This window comes from Psychrobacter muriicola 2pS, assembly GCF_904846535.1.
GTDB classification, from domain to species: Bacteria; Pseudomonadota; Gammaproteobacteria; order Pseudomonadales; family Moraxellaceae; genus Psychrobacter; species Psychrobacter aquimaris.
In genome coordinates, this window is the sequence record NZ_CAJHBC010000003.1 from 372,425 (window position 1) to 392,966 (window position 20,542).

General features: G+C 43.6%; 16 protein-coding genes and 2 riboswitches. Of the genes, 7 read left to right on the forward strand and 9 right to left on the reverse strand.

Annotated elements, in window-relative coordinates; all coding sequences use genetic code 11:
• Positions 1 to 15: 15 nt before the first annotated feature.
• The 5 genes from JMX93_RS06285 to JMX93_RS06305 form a co-directional block, all read right to left on the reverse strand.
• Positions 16 to 1,212: a globin domain-containing protein gene (locus tag JMX93_RS06285; protein ID WP_499204215.1), complete on the reverse strand. Its 1,197-nt coding sequence runs from the start codon at positions 1,210 to 1,212 to the stop codon at positions 16 to 18.
• A 441-nt stretch (positions 1,213 to 1,653) separates the two neighbouring features.
• Positions 1,654 to 2,877, reverse strand: coding sequence for a vWA domain-containing protein (locus tag JMX93_RS06290; RefSeq protein ID WP_499204216.1), 1,224 nt, complete (start codon positions 2,875 to 2,877; stop codon positions 1,654 to 1,656).
• Between the two features lie 86 nt (positions 2,878 to 2,963).
• Positions 2,964 to 3,827: an AAA family ATPase gene (locus JMX93_RS06295; RefSeq protein ID WP_443558726.1), complete on the reverse strand. Its 864-nt coding sequence runs from the start codon at positions 3,825 to 3,827 to the stop codon at positions 2,964 to 2,966.
• Positions 3,828 to 4,175: 348 nt separating this feature from the next.
• Positions 4,176 to 4,820, reverse strand: a complete 645-nt coding sequence (locus tag JMX93_RS06300; protein ID WP_193012703.1) for a hypothetical protein — start codon at positions 4,818 to 4,820, stop codon at positions 4,176 to 4,178.
• A 285-nt stretch (positions 4,821 to 5,105) separates the two neighbouring features.
• The gene (locus JMX93_RS06305; RefSeq protein ID WP_198331246.1) at positions 5,106 to 5,426 is read right to left on the reverse strand and encodes a YcgL domain-containing protein; all 321 of its coding nucleotides are present in this window, start codon (positions 5,424 to 5,426) and stop codon (positions 5,106 to 5,108) included.
• A 235-nt stretch (positions 5,427 to 5,661) separates the two neighbouring features.
• Positions 5,662 to 5,799, forward strand: a riboswitch (glycine riboswitch).
• 54 nt (positions 5,800 to 5,853) lie between these two features.
• A riboswitch (glycine riboswitch) is annotated at positions 5,854 to 6,012 on the forward strand.
• Positions 6,013 to 6,200: 188 nt separating this feature from the next.
• Between JMX93_RS06305 and gcvT the strand changes: the two genes are divergently transcribed.
• The 5 genes from gcvT (at position 6,201) to JMX93_RS06330 (ending at position 12,829) form a co-directional block, all read left to right on the forward strand.
• Positions 6,201 to 7,388, forward strand: coding sequence for a glycine cleavage system aminomethyltransferase GcvT (gene gcvT, locus JMX93_RS06310; RefSeq protein WP_499204217.1), 1,188 nt, complete (start codon positions 6,201 to 6,203; stop codon positions 7,386 to 7,388).
• Positions 7,389 to 7,457: 69 nt separating this feature from the next.
• On the forward strand, positions 7,458 to 7,838 hold the full coding sequence (gcvH, locus tag JMX93_RS06315; protein WP_193012700.1) for a glycine cleavage system protein GcvH: 381 nt from the start codon (positions 7,458 to 7,460) through the stop codon (positions 7,836 to 7,838).
• A gap of 256 nt (positions 7,839 to 8,094) precedes the next feature.
• Positions 8,095 to 8,853 carry a nitroreductase family protein gene (locus JMX93_RS06320; RefSeq protein ID WP_198331244.1) on the forward strand — a complete coding sequence of 253 codons (759 nt, stop codon included), beginning with the start codon at positions 8,095 to 8,097 and terminating at the stop codon, positions 8,851 to 8,853.
• A 61-nt stretch (positions 8,854 to 8,914) separates the two neighbouring features.
• Positions 8,915 to 11,812 (forward strand): aminomethyl-transferring glycine dehydrogenase, encoded by a 2,898-nt coding sequence (gcvP, locus tag JMX93_RS06325; protein WP_443558719.1) that lies wholly within the window; start codon positions 8,915 to 8,917, stop codon positions 11,810 to 11,812.
• A gap of 327 nt (positions 11,813 to 12,139) precedes the next feature.
• Positions 12,140 to 12,829 (forward strand): esterase/lipase family protein, encoded by a 690-nt coding sequence (locus tag JMX93_RS06330; RefSeq protein WP_499204218.1) that lies wholly within the window; start codon positions 12,140 to 12,142, stop codon positions 12,827 to 12,829.
• Between the two features lie 39 nt (positions 12,830 to 12,868).
• On the opposite strand, the gene JMX93_RS06335 is transcribed toward JMX93_RS06330, so the two are convergent.
• The 4 genes from JMX93_RS06335 to JMX93_RS06350 all read right to left on the reverse strand — a co-directional run bounded on the left by JMX93_RS06335 (position 12,869) and on the right by JMX93_RS06350 (position 16,760).
• Entirely contained in the window at positions 12,869 to 14,197 is a 1,329-nt protein-coding gene (locus JMX93_RS06335) for a ribonuclease D (protein WP_499204219.1), read from the reverse strand.
• Positions 14,198 to 14,355: 158 nt separating this feature from the next.
• Positions 14,356 to 14,949, reverse strand: coding sequence for a recombination mediator RecR (gene recR, locus JMX93_RS06340; protein ID WP_193012697.1), 594 nt, complete (start codon positions 14,947 to 14,949; stop codon positions 14,356 to 14,358).
• 111 nt (positions 14,950 to 15,060) lie between these two features.
• The gene (locus JMX93_RS06345; RefSeq protein WP_045445429.1) at positions 15,061 to 15,390 is read right to left on the reverse strand and encodes a YbaB/EbfC family nucleoid-associated protein; all 330 of its coding nucleotides are present in this window, start codon (positions 15,388 to 15,390) and stop codon (positions 15,061 to 15,063) included.
• An 80-nt stretch (positions 15,391 to 15,470) separates the two neighbouring features.
• Entirely contained in the window at positions 15,471 to 16,760 is a 1,290-nt protein-coding gene (locus JMX93_RS06350) for an O-succinylhomoserine sulfhydrylase (RefSeq protein ID WP_499204220.1), read from the reverse strand.
• 496 nt (positions 16,761 to 17,256) lie between these two features.
• Between JMX93_RS06350 and JMX93_RS06355 the strand changes: the two genes are divergently transcribed.
• Complete coding sequence (locus JMX93_RS06355; protein WP_499204221.1) at positions 17,257 to 18,897, forward strand: phospholipase D family protein; 1,641 nt, start codon at positions 17,257 to 17,259, stop codon at positions 18,895 to 18,897.
• A gap of 269 nt (positions 18,898 to 19,166) precedes the next feature.
• Positions 19,167 to 20,468: an MFS transporter gene (locus tag JMX93_RS06360; RefSeq protein WP_193012694.1), complete on the forward strand. Its 1,302-nt coding sequence runs from the start codon at positions 19,167 to 19,169 to the stop codon at positions 20,466 to 20,468.
• Positions 20,469 to 20,542 lie beyond the last annotated feature (74 nt).

The following is a 20,542-nucleotide window of genomic DNA, read 5'->3' on the forward strand; positions in this document are numbered from 1 at the left end:
AACAATAGCTAAAAATTAAACGCCAAGACTCATCTTGGGACCAAACGGTTCATAATGGACACTATCAACACCGTGATCTAATGTCACTAGACCATCAATCATACTTTCCATAAATGGCATCGAGCCACAGACATAAATATCAGCAGGCTTAGGTAATTGAGCAAGCCACGCCTCATTCAATATTTGTCCAGACTCAAAATAGAAGACTCGCTTCTCTACAGTTTCAGCCTTTTCTAGTAGCTTATTTACTTCAGTATTGAAAGCGTGATGCGCTTCATTTTGGCAAGCATAAACCCAGATAATAGGACGTTTTGGATTGGCTAATACTTGTGCCTCTAACATAGATAGCACAGGGGTTACACCAACACCCGCACTCATCAATACCAATGGAATCTCATTTTGCTGTACCAAATCTTGCTTGAGCGCAAAGTCACCTGCTGGCGCCGATAATAAAACCGTGTCACCCACTTCTAATTGGTCGTGCATATAGTTAGAAACCAAACCATGATGCTCATTGCGGTTATCGCGTCTGACCGCAAACTGAATACCTGCATCGGTACTAGCGGAATACAAAGAGTAATGACGTAGAGCAACATGCTCACTGTCTTTTGGATCTGCTTTCACCGTGATGTACTGACCCGCGGTTAAATTCAATTTACTCAGGTCAATCTCTTGATGACTTTCTGCATTATCATTGACTGGCACAACAGTAAAGGCAGCAATATCCGTAGCGGCTGCTACCTTTTTAGTCACGGTAAAAGGCGCAAAACCCTGCCACATCGCCTCTTCATACATACCATGTTCTATCTGAATAAATACTGAGGCAATCTCATCATAAGCTTCAGTCCAAGCATCGATGATATCGTCATTGGCCGCCTCTCCCAGTACTTCCTTGATTGCACCGATTAAATGCTTACCAACGATGGGATAATGCTCAGGCAAAATTTGTAAAGCACGATGCTTGTGGCTGATTTGCGTGACCTGTGGCAATAACGTTGCCAATTTATCCAAGTGCTTAGCAGCGGCTAACACGGTCGTTGCCAAAGCCGTCTGTTGACGTCCCAATTTTTGATTGGTTTCGTTAAATATGTCCAACAGCTCGGGATGCTCTTCAAGCATGTTTTTATAAAATACCGTGGTGATTGCCGTTCCATGCTCTTCAAGGACGGGAACAGTTGCGGTGACGATCTCTAAAGTCTTTAGTGAAGCCATACTGTCTCTCTTATTAATACCAATTCCAAAACATATGAGAAGCGGTGTCAAATGCGCTTAGTCTAATAAATGCAGTACTTGCACACACTTTTCTGCTACTCAAATGGTTAGAAATGGCATAAATTCATGATATTGGTTGGTTAATTGATTAATATATGAAAAACGAAGTGCTTAAATAAGCAACGACGACTGGGCTTTACAAACGATTATCAAATTCTTGTCATTAAATTTTTTGTCAAACCAGTCAAAACGCCTCTATAACATTCATTTAAAATGAATGTTATCACGTTTTACTGAGTATACCAATGCCGTATTACTACAAATACAGATTATTTCGACAAAAAAGTAGCCGCTATGCTGTCATAACGGCTGCTATTATCAAAAAAGATGAGGATTAATAAGTTTTATAAGTTAGGGCGTATCTTCATCCAGAATTCAAAATTAACGCGCTAGATAATTGGTCATCTCTTCTACCCCATGTAAGGTCATCGGGTACATTTTATTATCGAATAGCTTCTTAATTTCAACGATGGTTTGGGTATATTGCCAGTACGCGGGATCCTCAGGATTGAGCCAAGCGACTTTATCAAAATGCGCGAGCACCCGCTTGAGCCAAACAATACCCGCCTCATTGTTCATATACTCAACGCTACCACCCACTGTCATCAGCTCATATGGCGACATTGATGCATCACCGACGAAGATAACGCGATATTCGCGACCGTATTTATTGAGCAGCTCATACGTTGGCATCGGCGCACTATGACGACGGTTATTGTCCTTCCAAACATAGTCATAAAGACAGTTATGAAAATAAAAAAACTCTAAGGTTTTAAATTCATTTCTAGCCGCTGAAAATAGCTTTTCTAAGGCTTCAACATGGACATCCATACTGCCGCCCACATCGAACAACATCAATACTTTGACGCGATTACGGCGCTCAGCTTGCATATGGATATCGAGCACGCCTTTTTTTGCCGTGCGTTTAATAGTCTCATGAATGTCTAGCTCATCGGCGCTACCGGTACGAGCAAACTGACGTAGATTACGCAGCGCCATCTGAATTTGTCGAGTACCAAGCTGATTATCATCATCAAGGTTGCGGTATTTACGCTGCTCCCAGACTTTGGCCGCACTACGCTTACGTGACTCACCGCCAACGCGTACGCCTTCCGGATGGTCACCATAGGCACCAAATGGCGATGTGCCACCAGTACCGACCCACTTACTACCGCCTTGATGCCGCTCTTTTTGCTCTTTGAGACGCTCCTCAAGTGCTTTCATCAGCTCCTCTAATGAGCCGTATTTTTTTAGCAGTCGGCGCTGCTCATCGGTTAGATTTTTTGGGTCTAACTTTAAATCAAGCCATTCTTTTGGGACATCAGTCAGCTTAGCCAATAGCTCATCCATATCAAGACTGTCGACGCCTTCGAAATAATCAGCCATTGCCCGATCGAATTTATCAAAATGGCGCTCGTCTTTGACCATACATAGTCGAATCAGCCGGTACATATCCTCACGACTGGCAAAGGTAGACAGCTCTGGATTTTCAGGATGCGGCTGCATCATCAGCCCTTGATCTAACGCGGCATTTAGATCAAGCAGCTCACGCGTACTGACTGGCACACCATAAGTACGTAAGGTATAGAACAATTTAATAAACATAAGAGTCGCATCGCTTATTGGCTGATATGGTGACGAGTGAAGCCGTTTTATTAGGGCGTGTCCTCATTTTGAAAATGGTCTGGAGCTTAACGACGCATCATATTAGCAAAGCGTTGCAACAAGCTCACATCGGCTTCATTTTTAAGCAGCGCACCATATAACGGTGGAATAGACTTCTCACCGCGTAAGTTTTCTTCTAACTCTGCTTGCGCCATATCATCAGCCAGTAGCAAAGTTAACCAATCGACAAGCTCAGACGTTGATGGCGGCTTTTTAAGCCCTTGAACATTACGTAGCTTATAAAATATATCCAGTGCATCATTGACCAGCTTTTCTTGGATATTAGGGAAATGCACGTCAATGATTTGACGCATGGTTGCTTCTTCTGGAAAGTCAATATAATGGAAAAAGCAGCGACGCAAGAAAGCATCAGGCAACTCTTTTTCATTGTTTGAGGTGATAATTACTACAGGACGTTGCTCAGCAGTGATGGTTTCCCCTGTCTCATAAACATAAAAAGACATCTTATCGAGCTCATGAAGCAAGTCATTTGGGAACTCGATATCAGCTTTATCAATTTCATCAATCAATAACACACTGCGCTCGTTACTGGTAAATGCCTCCCATAGCTTGCCGGGCTTGATATAGTTGCCAATCTCATACACCTTATCATCACCCAGTTGCGAGTCACGCAAGCGAGATACGGCATCGTACTCATACAACCCTTGCTCTGCTTTGGTGGTTGACTTGATGTGCCACGTAATCAGCGGCATACCTAAGCTTTCAGCTACCTCCTCCGCCAACAATGTCTTACCAGTGCCCGGCTCGCCTTTAATAAGTAGCGGTTTTTGTAGCGTCATCGCCGCGTTGACCGCCAACTGCAAATCGTCAGTGGCGATATAGTTTTGCGTACCGGTAAAGCTTTTTTTCGTTTTATCAGTCGTGGTCATAATCAAGTCTCAGTTATTGTTATAGATTAAGGCTGTCAAGAGCCATAACAGGGATAAAAGCAATCCATGGTAAATAAATAATTATTTAGATTAGCACAGCATGATTGATTGCCAAAATACTCATGCGTTCGTAGTTGCTGACAAATAACCTATATAGTAAAAAGGTCTTAGCTCTTCGCCGTCTCAGTCAAAAACGTTTTTTCATAAAAAAAGACACGCATGGTGTCTTTTTTTATGGTGCTTTTTATTCACAATATTTTTTATTGATAATGTCTTTTATGTAACTATCATAAATCCAAAAACTATTCATCTCTAGCAAAATTTTGATATCACTTCTATAATATCACTTTACTGCTTATCAGACTTTTCCGTATTGGATTTTTTAGCTAAGCTGCTGTCTTTTTTTAAGCTAACGTCTGTTTGAGGATTAGCCACTAAAGGCTTTTTATTAGACTGTTCAGCAACAGTAGCTTGGTCGGTTAAAGTCGCACTTTCTGTCAAATAACTACCAGTCGTCAGCTGCATGGTCGCTTGCGTATCTTCTGCGGTACGACTACGCGCTTTATCTAGACTTGACTCAAAGGCACCGCGAATAAGCTGCCAAACGAAGCCCACAAACAAGCCGACCACTAACACGACAAGTATCGGCAGCATGTTAGTAATCGCGCCAGCCGTGTCTTTCATCATAATCGCATAAACCACGGCGATACTAGCGGGGGCAATCACACTTGGATCGCCAAGGGCTGTGCCAGGTGCCAATAACACAGCAAATAACATCATCCAACTTATACCGCCCAACGGCCGCGGTAGCATACGAGCGACCAGCAACCACAATACCAACACAATAACGACACCACCCAGATACGCATACATCGGTAAGTCTGCGGGTGGCACATCTTTTACCATCTGTCCCCACCAAATAGCAATTTCGCCGAGAATATCGCTTATGGCTTCCAGCGGTAAGCTGTTTATAATACCTTTTAACCAGTCCATGCGTGTATAGTTACCTGCGTTTATAAATTGTGCAGCGCATTTTCGCGCTTAACGATAAACAGTGTGTGCTGTTCTATTATAAATAATACTGTAAATATTATCGACAAAGCCTTTAAGACATGACACCTTGCCATTTTTCTTGCTGCTTATCTTACATAGCCTGCTAGTTTATCACGACTTTCGACCAAAATGCATGAGCGCAAATGTGTCGTAAGCTTTTTCTTGCTAACTTTTATGCAACATATCCAAAAGATGCCTATCAAAAATACACTTCAAAAACATCCATTAATCGTAAATATTGTCTTGTGCTTCGCGTGCACGTAATTCCGCTTGGCGGCGCATGACATCTTGCGGTGGCATTTGCACAAAATACCCTTGCGACTGTAATTTTGCCAGTACTTCTTCTTTATCAACACGTGCAAGCGTCGGCGTATTGGCTAAGTCTAAATGCATCACAAATTTGCTACGCCCTAAGCTGGCGCGGAAATCTTTTGGTAACACACCCAGCCAGTCTTTAATCTCGTCGGTATCATCAGGATAATCAGGGCGGGCAATATAGACATACATATCGTCGTGCTTGGGGAATTTATAAATATCACAATGCATAAAAATAACCTATCAGAAACTATCGCCATAGATTAGCATATTTTAGGTGAATATCAGTAGTCGCTTTACGTTTTGCGATGGGCATTCGTGCTAAATTGACTACTATCCACCAAATGCAAAACTATCGACTTATCGATACAGTATTGATTATTCTCACAAAAAGTCATTTTTGCCAAAATTATTCATTTTAATCGCGTAGATGGCTTGTAAAAGCGCCTTGAACCTTTCATAATAAAAGCGTTTTTCAGGAGAGAGTCTTGAGCAAGATATAAGGCGCGTTCATATTGATGAGCTGGCGCTGATGATTGTTACATGACCACCGAAGGCGCATCCACCCTGCCAATCGCTCAGGTAAAAGGACTGAAAAACACATGTCACGACTGTTTCGCTGTCTACCGTCAATCGCGTAGCACACCCAAACACAAGGCATAACAAATCTGGAGAGCGGTAAGGACGGACGACGCCTTACCCACCGAAGGGGAGAAAATGCGACATCATTTTATTTGGTTTTTAAGGCTGGTGCTTTTAAAAACTTGCAATGATGGTTCGTGTTGAAAATCTCAGGTTACAGGACAGATAGGGCTTTTGCTTAAACCGACGTTCAGCGTCTGTTTGGCGGATTGCGCTATTTTTCTGTGCTACCCTTGGTTGCAATGCTTGCGCCCTGCAATATTGCTTCTCGCTACTATAATAATGCACATCAGCCCTCATACTTTGATACTTGTTTTTAATACGGGTTATCGAATACAGCTGATGTTCACATAAGGATTTGTTATGACCGCTACTCAAGATAATACTGCTCAAATCGCCAACACTTCAGCCCCTAAACGCACACCTCTTTATCAGTCTCACGTTGATAGTGACGGTAAACTGGTGGATTTTTCTGGTTGGGAATTACCAATCCATTATGGTTCACAAATCGAAGAGCACGAAGCGGTGCGTACTGATGCTGGTATGTTTGACGTCTCACATATGGTCGTCGCTGATGTCAAAGGTGCTGACAGCAAAGCATGGCTACAAAAGCTACTGGCCAATGATGTCGATAAACTAAAAAATGTCGGTAAAGCGCTATATTCTGGCATGCTCAACGAGCAAGGTGGCGTCATTGATGACTTAATCGTTTATCTAATGAACGAAGACGCAACTGAATACCGTATCGTCTCAAACGCTGCTACTCGTGATAAAGACATGGCACAATTTGAGAAAGTCGCCGAGGGTTTTGACATCAGCATCACTGAGCGTCCAGAGCTTGCGATGATTGCCGTGCAAGGACCAAACGCTGTTGAAAAACTGGCACAAACCAAACCTAGCTGGGCAGATACCTTGGCGGGACTTAAGCCTTTCGTTGGTGCTGATCTAACAGACATCGAGGGCACAGACTGGTTCGTCGCTCGCACCGGTTATACGGGTGAGGATGGCGTCGAAGTCATCATGCATGGCGACGATGCACCAGCCTTCTTTGAGCAATTAAAAGCCCATGGCGTCAAGCCTGCTGGTCTTGGCGCGCGTGATACCTTGCGTATGGAAGCGGGCATGAACCTTTATGGTCATGACATGGACGACAGCGTCAGTCCTTACGAGTGCAACATGGGCTGGACACTCGCGCTTAAAGATGAGCGTGATTTTGTCGGTCGTGACGCTTTGGTTAGCAAGCGTCAACAGTCAAAAGACGATAACTCTGCCATGAAGCAAGTTGGCTTATTGCTAACGACACGCGGTGTATTGCGTGAAGGCATGACCGTAATCATCAATCAAGGCACAGACAATGAGCAAACTGGCGTTATCACCAGTGGCACCTTCTCCCCTAGCCTAAAAAACTCGATTGCGATTGCCCGTGTGCCTGCCAGCGTATCAGATGATGATAGCGTTCAGGTCGATCTGCGCGGTAAAGGCAAGTTCGTTGATGTGCGTGTTCTTAAGCTACCGTTTGTCCGTAATGGCAAGCAGCAGTTTGACTCGTAGGCATTATAAACTCTATTATTAACGTCCACTATTTTTGTTAACCATCCTCTATCACTTAGGAGAGAGACCATGAGCAATATCCCAGCAGAACTAAAATACATCGCCAGCCACGAGTGGCTACGCTTAGAAGACGACGGTACTATCACTGTTGGTATCACTGACCATGCTCAAGACCTATTGGGTGACGTGGTGTTTGTTGAATTGCCAGACGTGGGTGACATCATCGCCGTTGATGATGAAATTTCAGTAGTTGAATCAGTAAAAGCGGCCTCTGATGTTTATGCGCCTATCTCAGGTGAAATCGTTGCAATCAACGAAGCACTAGAAGACGATCCAGAAATCATCAACTCTGACCCATACGGCGAAGGTTGGTTCTTCAGAATGAAGCCTGACAATATCGCTGACTATGAAGCGCTGATGACAGCTGATGAGTATGAAAACGAGCTGTAATATCAGCTTCACTTTCTCTCTTAAAAGCGGTGTTTTATTTACATGCCGCTACTTAAAACCTTAAAAACGTAGCTTGTTATGACAGATATTAGCGTCAGCTTATATCTGTATGCTTTTCCTAAAATGCTTATCGCTCAATTTATTGCTTCCAATCGCTATCTGATTTATTTATATCAACCACTTGTCAGACGCTATTGAAGAAATGTTCTCAATAATGCCCCAAGTTGATCACTTAATCTCCAGCATGGATTCTCATATGACCCCTGACACTGATAATCAAGCAAACTTTGCCACGCCTGATAATACACCGCAGCTGCAAGCGTTTCGCGAGGTGGTTGAATCACGCCGTTCAGTCCGTCGTTTTACCGATACACCGATACCTAATGATGTGTTAGCAGACTGTTTGCGTTTGGCCATGCTTGCGCCAAACTCTAGCAATTTACAGCCATGGGAATTTTATGTGATTGATGATGCAGATAAGCGCCAACGCGCGGTGAAAAACTGCATGAATCAAAATGCAGCGAAAACCGCCGCTCGCTTAATCGCTGTCGTCGCTCGCACCGATGTGTGGCATGACCATGCCAAGCAAATATTGCGCGAATACCCTGATAAGCCAGTACCAAAAAAAGTCAAAGACTACTACACCAAAGTCGTTGCCATGGACTTCTTACGAGGGCCTGCCAATGTGGTATCAGCAGCTAAATGGGGTGCGACACAAGTGGTCAGACGGGTAAAAGGTCCGATTAAATCACCTTACTATACTTTTGAAGACACCAAAAACTGGGCAACCAACAATACCGCCCTTGCGGCTGAAAACCTAATGCTTGCACTACGCGCGCATGGCTTTGATAGCTGTCCGATGGGTGGCTTTGATGAGCCTGCCATGAAGCGCCTGTTAAATCTAAGCGATGATCAACATATCATTATGATGATTGGTGCTGGCGAGCGTGCTGATAATGGCGTTTACAACACTCAGTTCCGCTTTGACCAAAAGCAATTTGTCCATTACGTATAAAATCGTAAACCATTTTTTTATTTTAGCCATCCCTTTATTACTCCCTTAACCAAGGATTGTCATGACTATCTCGCAAAACCCAACGTTTGATACCTTTAAAGGTTTATTCAACGAAGCTGAATTTGTCTATCGTCATCTAGGCTCCAATGAGACCAAGCAAGCTGACCTACTCAGTGCAGTTGGCTATCAAGACATGGCGAGCTTCATCAACGATACCGTGCCTGAACCAGTGCGCTTGCATAAAGAGCTAGATTTGCCAGTCGCGATGAGTGAGCATGCCGCGCTTGCCAAATTGCGTACTATGGCAGATGACATCACCGTTAATAAGAGCTATATCGGACAAGGCTACTCGCCAGTACGTATGCCAGCGGTCATTCAGCGTAACGTCCTTGAAAACCCAGGCTGGTACACAGCGTACACACCTTATCAGGCAGAGATTGCCCAAGGTCGCTTAGAAGCGTTGCTTAATTTCCAACAAGTTTGTATTGATTTGACTGGTCTTGAGCTTGCTGGCGCGTCATTGCTTGACGAAGCAACCGCAGCAGCAGAAGCTATGGCAATGTCAAAGCGTGTCAGCAAAAGCAAATCAACGCAGTTTTTTGTTGATGACCGTATCTATCCACAAACATTAGATGTCATTAATACCCGTGCCAAGTACTTTGGTTGGGAAGTGGTGGTTGGTGATTTCGAACTGGCCAAATCAGGCGATTATTTTGGTGCTATCTTCCAATATGTCGGTGTTGAAGGCGACGTACAAGACTTAACCGACGTCATCGCTGCTGTGAAGAAAAATAAAACTTACGTGAGCGTCGTCAGTGATATCATGAGCTTGGTGCTCTTAAAGTCACCAGCCGATATGGGCGCAGACATAGCATTAGGTAGCACCCAACGTTTTGGTATCCCAATGGGCTTTGGTGGTCCACATGCCGCCTACTTTGCGTTCTCTGATAAAGCTAAGCGCTCAGCACCTGGTCGTATCATCGGTGTATCAAAAGACTCACAAGGCAATACCGCCCTACGTATGGCACTACAAACTCGTGAGCAGCATATCCGCCGTGAAAAAGCCAACTCAAACATCTGCACCGCACAAGTATTGCTCGCCAACCTAGCCGGTATGTATGCCGTTTATCATGGCCCAGGTGGCGTGAAGCGTATCGCTACTCGTATTCATGCTTTTGCTACTGCATTCGCTGATGTTATTAAAGGTGCTAACGACAGCAACTTAAATGTGGTACATGATCAATTCTTTGATACCGTCGTCGTTGATTGTGGTTCAGAGAAGCTGGCAACCCAGATTTTTGAAAATGCGGACAATGTTGGTTATAACTTATGGCGTTTAAGCGACAGTAAGCTTGCTGTTTCATTTAGTGAAATTAGCGATCAACAAGACTTTAGCGTTTTAACCCAGCTATTTGTTAGTAAAGCACATGACCTACCCGAAGCGGCGAGCGTATCACTCGATAGCGCACATCTGCGTACCGATGATATCTTAACCCATCCAGTATTTAACTCTCATCATACCGAACATGAAATGCTGCGCTACTTAAAGTCGCTTGAAGACAAAGATTTGGCGATGAACCGTAGCATGATTTCACTCGGTAGCTGTACCATGAAACTGAACGCCACCAGTGAAATGTTGCCGATTACGTGGCCTGAATTTGCCAATGTGCATCCTTTTGCACCGCGTGATCAAGTCACTGGCTATATCGCCATGATTGATAGCCTACAAGACCAACTTAAAGCGATTACTGGTTTTGATGATGTGTCTATGCAGCCAAACTCTGGTGCTTCAGGTGAATATGCGGGTCTATTAGCGATTCGCCGCTATCATGAGTCATTGGGCGAAACTGACCGTGATGTTTGTCTAATCCCTCAGTCAGCGCACGGTACCAACCCTGCGACGGCTATGATGATGGGTATGAAAGTAATCGTGGTTAAAACCGATGACAATGGTAACGTTGATATCGATGATCTAACCGCTAAGTGTGAAGAAAATAGCGCCCATCTAGGTGCCTTGATGATTACTTATCCATCAACACATGGCGTGTTTGAAGAAGGCATCCGTAAAATCTGTGACCTCATTCATAAGCATGGCGGTCAAGTTTATATGGATGGTGCCAATATGAATGCACAGGTTGGCATGATGCAGCCTGCCGACGTTGGCGCTGATGTATTGCACATGAACTTGCATAAAACCTTCTGTATCCCGCATGGCGGCGGCGGTCCAGGCATGGGCCCTATCGGCATGAAATCGCATCTGGCACCATTTATGGCCAATCATACATTGAGCCCTGTGCATAATGCGCAAAAAGACTGCTCGGCCGTATCAGCAGCACCTTATGGCTCAGCAAGCATTTTACCAATTTCATGGATGTACATTGCCATGATGGGCCGTGATGGCTTATTAAAAGCAACTGAGCTGGCATTATTGAATGCTAACTATGTCGCTGCTCAATTAAAAGACCACTACCCTGTCCTTTATACGGGCAAAAACGGTCGCGTTGCGCACGAATGTATCATTGATATTCGTCCGTTGAAAGAAGAGACTGGCATCAGTGAAAGCGATATTGCTAAGCGCTTGATGGATTACGGTTTCCACTCACCAACGATGAGCTTCCCAGTTGCGGGTACATTGATGATTGAACCAACTGAGTCTGAATCTAAAGAAGAATTAGATCGTTTTATCAGTGCGCTACAATCTATCAAAGCCGAAGCAATGAAAGCCAAAGCTGGCGAAGAGGGTTGGACACTAGAAGACAACCCACTGGTCAATGCGCCACATACCGCTGCAATGGTCACCAATAGCGAATGGACACATCCATACAGCCGTGACACAGCAGCATTCCCACTGCCTTATATCCGCGCCCATAAATTCTGGCCAAGCGTAGCACGTGTCGATGACGCTTATGGTGATAAGAATCTCATGTGTTCTTGTCCAAGTATCGAAAACTATATGTAATTGGTAGTCTTCGATAAATCATAAGTCGCTTTTTATAAAAAAATAAACCTCCAAGTCAGCAGCTGATTTGGAGGTTTTTATTTTGCTTACTTTTTATCTATCAAATTAATAGGTAATATGATTATTAGACTATAGTCTGTTCAATATAATGTGGATACAAGGAAGGCGCGTGAAAGTACTACAAATAGTAGACTAAGCGAGCCTGACACCGTATCCATATTATAGGGGATTGGCTATAAATTATAAAAAACCAATGTAATAAAATCTTGTACTTATAACAAATTTTTCATCTTAAAATAATTTCGAAGAAATTACTGGGACACTGCTATGCAACAAAAAAACCGCGTTATTCTTATTCATGGTCTGCACCAAACCGCTTGGATCATGCGACCGCTCGCCAAACGCTTGCAAGCAACAGGATTTGATACTCATCAATTCGGTTATCGTAGTATGCGTGATGGTATTAAAACCCATAGCGCACGTCTCAACATCTGGCTAGAAAAGCATCATCAGCCAGACCAACCGATCGATTTGGTCGGTCATAGTTTGGGCGGTTTAATTATTCGTGATTTTGTCACTGCTTATCCGCAATGGCAGATAGGACGCTGCGTGACACTTGGGACACCGCATGTAGGCAGTGTGTGTGCAGACTATATTTGGCGTTTGACCCCAGCCATGGTGGGACGCTCATACATCGATGCTTTAGATGGCACCGTAGCGCCATTACCAAAACACATTACTCTTGGTGTAATTGCAGGTAATCGCCCCTACGGTTTGGGTCAGCTGTTTTTACAGTATCATAATCTAAAACTGCGTCAGGCAGATGGAATGCCATCAGCAGAACATCTGCTACATGATGGCACAGTATATGTAGCAGAAACCAAAATAGAGGCTGCTACAGATCATATCGTATTGCCCGTGTCGCATACTGGGATGCTGGTCGATAAAACCGTAGCCGCGCAAACCAAGTATTTTTTACAACATGGACAATTCGAGCATAACAAGCTTACGTATTGAGAAAAGCATCATCTTTTATCAATGATAGAATCTTATGGCTTATCGAACATTGATACCCATACCCTGCTGCAACTCAGTTTTATGTTTTTCGATGACTGGAATCAAGGTGTCCATGACCCAGTCACTCCGCCAGCCTTTTAAACCTTCTGGCAGCTCGCTTAATTCCTTATCAAAAGCAATCACTTCATATAATTGCCCAAGCCACTTTTTACGCATCAATACATTGTCAGGTACGCCGATAGCTCGTGCGTGATCATCGATCGCTTGCTGTACTGCTTTTGACAATACTTTATTTTTTGAGCGATACGGCGGTAATAGGCAGTCAGGATATTCAGCAGGATGCAGATTTTTTGCTTCTTTGATTACCTTGAGCAGCTCTTCACCATACAGTCGCAACATGCTACGGTGCATCGTGGTTTTGTGCGCAAGCTCTCGCATATTGCTTGGTTTTTCGGTGATGATCTCACGTACTGCTTGTTTTTTAATCACAAACGTACGTGGCTGATTGGTCGAACGCGCCAGCTCCTCGCGCCATGTTGCAACCGCTTGCAGTATCGCCATCTGCTGTGAAGTATAACGATAATCTGCCATTGTTAGGTACATTGCGCTGTCTTCAACATGCTGAGCATCGTACAAATCACTGGCATAAAGCTGGCAGTCTGCCCAGACATAATCGTACAAACCTTGCTTTTTTAGCGCGTATTCAAGACTCAAATAGAGCGCTGGCAAAAAGCGTACGTCATCAATCGCATACTGCTCTTGCTCGTCTGATAATGGACGTTGTAGCCAGTCGGACTGGCTGTGTTCTTTATCAATGTGCATGTCTAGCTGGTCATCAAGCGCCTGCTGATAGCCCATTTGCAATTGACCGGTTAAGTAAGACAACGCAATTTGCGTATCAAATATATTGGTCAACGGCGGACAACCAGATAGTAGGTAAAAAATCCCTAAATCCTCGCCGCATGCATGCCAAATAGCCACATCAACTTTGGCCAGCGCCTGCCACAGTTCGGCTAGTTGCAACTGCGGAGCATCTAGTAAATAAACATGATTGCCAGTATTCAGCTGCACCAATGCCAAGCGCGGATAATAAGTATCACGTTTGATAAATTCAGTATCTAACGCCACCCGACCGCAAGTCGCCAATGCATCGATAACTTCAGCCAAACCATCTTGCTCACGCACCCACGTGACAGCAGCTTCGTCGGCACTATCTAGCAGTGCATCAATATCTGGCTCTGGCGGTAGATCTGCTGACTCTACTTCAGAATTGATTGATGGTTCTAATAAATCATCAGTAGCAGCAATGTTGTCTGCAAGGTTTGATTGGGTGGCAGCAGTCGACGCTGTTGAAGTATTGTTGGACACGGGCAGATACCTGCATAAATATGAAAGAATAAAACGCTAATCTGCGTTTTAATAAAATGAGAAATGAAAATAATAATAGTGCAATTATAACAATTTCATGAAATAAAATGGACAAGACTTGGGTTTTATAAAAAAGTGCTATGAAAAATGTCAGTGTGCTATAAAAATGAACGATTTTGCATGGCCTGACCAAGTGTCATACTATCCAAGTATTCAAGCTCGCCGCCCATTGGTACACCTTGCGCTAAACGTGTGACCTTATTGACATGACGACTGACTGCCTCGCTGATAAAGTGCGCGGTGGTCTGCCCTTCGACAGTCGTGCCAGTCGCCAATATCAACTCTTCAACAGGCTCTTGTTTAACCCGCCAAACCAGCTGATCAATATTTAAATCATCAGCACTAATCCCATCAATCGGTGATAAGTGCCCACCTAACACAAAGTAGCGACCACGGTAGCCGGCGGTCTGCTCTATCGCCATCACGTCTGCTGCCGTTTCGACTACGCATAATAAGTTATCATCACGGCGCGGATCTTGGCACAGCGGACAGATATGGTCATCACTAAAGCTGTGACAGCGATGGCATTCGACGATATCGCGCATCGCCTCATCAAGCGCTTGGGCAAGTGCCATACCTTGTGGACGTTTTTTGGTCAGCAGATGTAGCGCCATACGTTGGGCGCTTTTTTGACCCACACCCGGCAAAATACGCAGCTGTTTGACCAGCTGATCAAATTTGGCTGTCAGCAAAGCATCTTCCTTTATTTAAAAACCGTAGCTATGAAAATGGGGTCGTATCGTGTCGATAACAACCCCATTTTTTCTTTAATATGCAGCCTTTAGCGTTTGAAAACCAGCTACTTAGAACATGCCTTGCATACCTGGTGGCAGACCCATACCTGAGGTCGCGCCAGCCATGGTTTCTTCATATAGCGCATCTGCTTGACGCACTGCATCATTGATAGCAGCAGCGATAAGATCTTCGATCATATCTGGCTCATCTTCAAGTAAGCTTGGATCAATAGTCAAACGCTTGACCACATGGCGACCCGTCATGGTGACTTTTACCAGGCCACTACCCGCTTCGGCTTGCACTTCTTTATTGGCCAGCTCTTTTTTAGCGTTTTCAACGTTTGCTTCGACTTTCTTTTGCATCGTTTGTGCTTGTTGCATTAATGCTTGAATATTCATAGTTGCCTCTTTTGTTTTTTAATAATAAATGATTGATATTTTACTAATATAAAGTGCTAACCGCGATTATACCGTTATCTTTACAAACTGTCTAAACCACGTGCCAAATCTTTGATGATATCTTCTACATCTTCTAAGCCTACTGATAAACGGATAAGACCGTCTTTGACACCAGCTTCGGCACGAGCTTCGGCAGTCAGACGAAAATGAGTGGTGGTCGCAGGATGGGTAATCGTCGTTTTGGCATCGCCCAAGTTATTGGTGATAGAAACCATTTGTGTTGAGTCAATGACATGCCAAGCGGCAGCTTTTGAATCACGACTATTCGAATCAGTGTCATCAGAAGCCTTTACCTCAAAACCCATAATAGCACCATAGCCACCTTTCATATGATGTTGGCGCGTCGCCAGCTCATGAGCAGGATGATCGCTTAAGCCTGAGAAATGTACGGTACTAACATTGGGGTGATTGACCAAGAATTCTGCCACTTGATTGGCATTTTGACAATGCGCTTGCATACGCAATTTCAGCGTCTCTAACCCTTTGGTAAAGACCCATGCGTTAAATGGACTCATACTGATACCGCCTGAGCGTACCACGGTAAACGCCTCTTGCATGAGCTTATCGCTACCGACCAATGCGCCGCCGAGCACTCGACCCTGACCATCTAAATATTTAGTGGCAGAATGAATTACAACATCCGCACCCAAATCAAGCGGACGCTGCAATGCGGGCGTGGCAAAGCAGTTATCCACGACCAATAAGATATCGTTGGCTTTGCACAGCTGACTTAAATAGCCGATATCACAAATTTGCGCCAATGGGTTACTTGGGCTTTCACAATAAATCACCTTAGTATTTGGCTGCACCGCCTTTGCCCACGCCTCATTATCAAAGCAATCGACGTAGCTGACTTCCACACCAAACTTTGCCATATAATTATTAAATAGACCAATCGATGAGCCAAATAATTGATTGGCAGCAAGCAGATGGTCACCCGCTTTTAGATATGCCAAGCACATGGTTAAAATCGCCCCCATGCCCGAAGCTGTCGCCACTGCGCGCTCACCGTTTTCAAGCGCTGCCAAACGACGCTCAAAGGTACGCACACTCGGATTGGTATGACGTGAATACACGTTACCAGTCTTGTCTCCATTAAAATGTGCGGCGGCATCTGCCGCTGAGGTATACACGTAAGAGCTGGTGGTAAAAATGGCTTCTGAGTGTTCACCCTCATCGGTACGATGTTGCCCTGCCCGTACAGCAATGGTTTGCATACCATAATCGAGAGCTAAATTGAGCGCGTCGCTGCGCCAGTTTGGATCTAGTTTATCTACGTTGTTATCATCATGGGCTTGCGATTGACTCATAAATATTCCGTTGCTTGGTTGGTATTTTGATTGATATAAAATGACTGCTTATTCTTCTGATTATCGACCGAATTCATCAGCGTTATCATATCATGTCAACTTATTCCACACAGCTGGTTTCAAATGATGGCTAAATATTATTTTAGAATACTCATTTGCCCCTTCATTAAAACAAGATGAAAGAGAAACTTTATCTAAACGATAGATAAATAATGTCAGGATAGTTCGCTGAATCTAACAAAAATAACGTATTTATCATAGGCACGGATGGCGACAACTGATAAGCTTAGCGGCGATTTGACTTTTGCCTTGGGCGATAGGGTCATACGCTTCGTCATCAGTACTATCATCGATAAAATAAACGATGAACTAGGGTATGTCCTCAACGCAATTAATCGTCATCTAAATGGGCTAAAAATGAGGATACGCCCTACTGCTTATTTTCTAACAAATACTTCATCATATTAAGATTAAGGTTCACTAAGGTAATTCATTTATGTCGATGTTCAGTATAGAACCAAGCAACTTATCGTTGAGTCTAACACTCGGACTTACCTTAGGTCTTAGTGGATGTCAGGTCTTACCAAAGCAGCCGCACTTGCCTGAAAGCCAAGCTTTATCGGCACGAGTACATGCCTTATATCAACAAGAAGACGTTCAAGAAGCTGGACAAAGTGACACATCTGCAATCAACAACATTGATCTGGTAGCGTCCATTAGCGAGCAGAATGATATTCACCCAGATTTATCTGGCTATCATCCCATTGTAACTGGTGCTAATGCCTTTGCTTCTCGCAGTATCTTAACGGATATGTCCACACGTAATATCGATGCGCAATATTACATTTGGCATAATGACCAAGCCGGTCAGCTACTATTAAAAGATCTGTGGGAAGCGGCTGAGCGCGGTGTCATTGTACGCTTACTATTAGATGATTTTAATAATGATGCCACCTTCGATCAGCATTTATTACGTTTTTCCAGTCACCCGAATATCGCGGTACGGATCATCAATCCGCTGATGCACCGTAAGTTTCAAACATTAAACTACGTCACAGGTTTGCCACGTATCAATCGCCGCATGCACAATAAAAGCATGACTTTTGATAAGCAGATTACCATCATTGGGGGACGTAATATTGGTAATGAATATTTAAGCAATGACCAAAATAGTCAATTTGCCGATTTGGATGTTTTACTCATTGGTAAAGTCGTCGCAGATATTGACAACAGTTTTTCAAGCTATTGGTCGTCGCCCTTGTCATTCGATATCGAAACTCTAGTAAAGCCTGACAACAGTACAGCGCCTGATTTCCTAACGGCACTGGACAAGCTTGGTCAAGATGAAAAAAGTAGTGATAACCATTTGACGGTGTATAAAGAAGCGCTAGAAGAGTCAACGATAGACAGTGACTTGGTCAATAAGCGCGTGCCTTTTCGTTGGACAGATATGCAGTTCTTGAGTGATGATGTGGGCAAGCTGACCAAAACGGTACCAGCAGATACCAATTTGGTGCATCAACTACGTACTTTGTTAGGCAGCCCAACCAAGAAGCTGACCATCATTTCTTCTTACTTTGTACCCACCAAAGATGGCGTCAATACTTTAGTGCAATTGGCTGAAGCAGGCATTGATATCAAGATTTTGACCAACTCATTTGATGCGACCGACGTGACCGCTGTACATTCTGGCTATAGTCAATGGCGCCCTAACTTGCTTCGCGCAGGTGTCAAAATCTACGAGCTGAAATCCACTGCCTCTGAAGAACAACGTGAGAACAAGCTTTGGAAAGCTCGCAGTCAATCCTCAACCAGTCTACATGCAAAAACTTTTGCCGTTGATGATTATCAAGTATTCATTGGCTCATATAATGTCGATCCTCGCTCTGCCAATATCAATACAGAGATGGGTGTGATCATCAATGATGATGAGCTGGCAAAACAATTACATGGTGCACTGAGCGATGACCTGCTAAACCAAGCTTATGAAGTCAAACTATCAGATAATGGTAAGCTACAGTGGCATACCATGGAAAATGATAAAAAGGTGGTTTACGATTCAGAGCCTCGCGTCGACATCAGTGATCATGTCTGGCTGACCATCATGTCATGGTTACCTATTGATTGGCTACTATAGCTGTCACTATCACAAACACTCTATAACTCAGTCATATTTAAACAACACACCACCATTGAGTTATTTTTTCAACCCAATTTTTTTAATTTGAGCATCTTTCAGACCCTCTTAATTTCGATGCATTTTGCTCAACTATTTTAGCTCAGACATCTTTACTTTTTCGGCAAATCATTATTTCTTCATACTGATTTGTCGTTTTTTATTATAGTCGGTTATCCAGATAATAATCGGCTTAACGAATACTATTATATGTGGATGCGTGACTTATTATGCCTTCTCGTTCTCAATATGCACTGATGTCTTCTAAAGACAGAAACACAGTACTGTTTATCTGCTTTAGCAGCGCAGTCGCGTTTTTTGACTTTTTGATTTATTTATATTTAGCAGATATCATGGCAGCGGCTTTTTTCCCTGCTAATATCGACCCTGCTATTACAAAAATGCAGGGGCTTGGACTATTTGCGATCGGTTATTTAGCACGCCCACTTGGTGGTATCATCTTTGGTCGTTATGGTGATATCAAAGGCCGAAAACCCATACTGCTAATCAGTATATTAGTGACGGCGGTCAGCTTGTTGGCGATGGCATGCTTACCTACTTATGGACAATGGGGATTGATTGCACCAACCTTATTTATAGTCTTGCGACTGATACAAGGCATGGCATTTGGTCTTTATGTACCACTCGCTTGGGTTTTTGTGGCAGAGCATGTACCACGCCAATATTCGTCAGTAGCCTGTAGCTATGTTACCGCCAGTTTTTATGTAGGTGTACTATTTTCTAATGCCTTTTTTCTTTGGTTGACCAATTCCATGACGACTGAGCAACTGGCTAATTACGGCTGGCGTTTACCATTTTTCGTCGCGGCCATTCTGAGTTTAGTGCCATTATTGGCATGGCGATGGATAGATGAGTCACCGTTTTTTATTGAAATGAAGAACTCAAAACCGAATGACTATGTTGCTAAACCATTCAACTTACTCTTTAAGCATTGCAAACACTCGTTATTTATCGGTATGGTTCTCACGCTTATTATTTCTAGCATCACGACTGTTGTCGTGCTACTGCTACCCGATTTGATTGAATTACGTTTTACCTTAGACAGCGATTTATTTGGATTTTCACACAGTCTAGGTATTGTATTCATGGTTCTTGGTTGCATCTTTTATGGGATAATATCTAACCATCAAAATTTCGGTAAGATTCTGACAGTAGGCTCTATTCTTTTAATTGCTCAGATGCTAGCATTTTTTTACCATCTGCAAGCCAGTGGCGACTACATCCTCATTATGTATGCGCTTTTGGGCTTCTGTGCTGGCGTCGTTGGTATGATACCTGCCATCCTTATACAGTTATTTCCGACCAATGTACGGTTAACAGGAATGGCTTTTTGTTATAATGTCGCCTACGGTATTGTTGGGGTACTCGTGCCTTTCGGGCTGGGTTATGCCACGCTATATGTGAGTTTCTCACCAGCACTTTATATTACGTTTATCGGTTTTATCGGCATAATAATGGGGATTTATTTTTACAATTTGCCTGAATTCAAAAAAATCGACCACGTTATCTAGGACATATCCTCATTTTAAAAATGTGAATAAAAACGAGATAAATTGCAGCCAAACAAGAAAAATAGCGCAGAGGA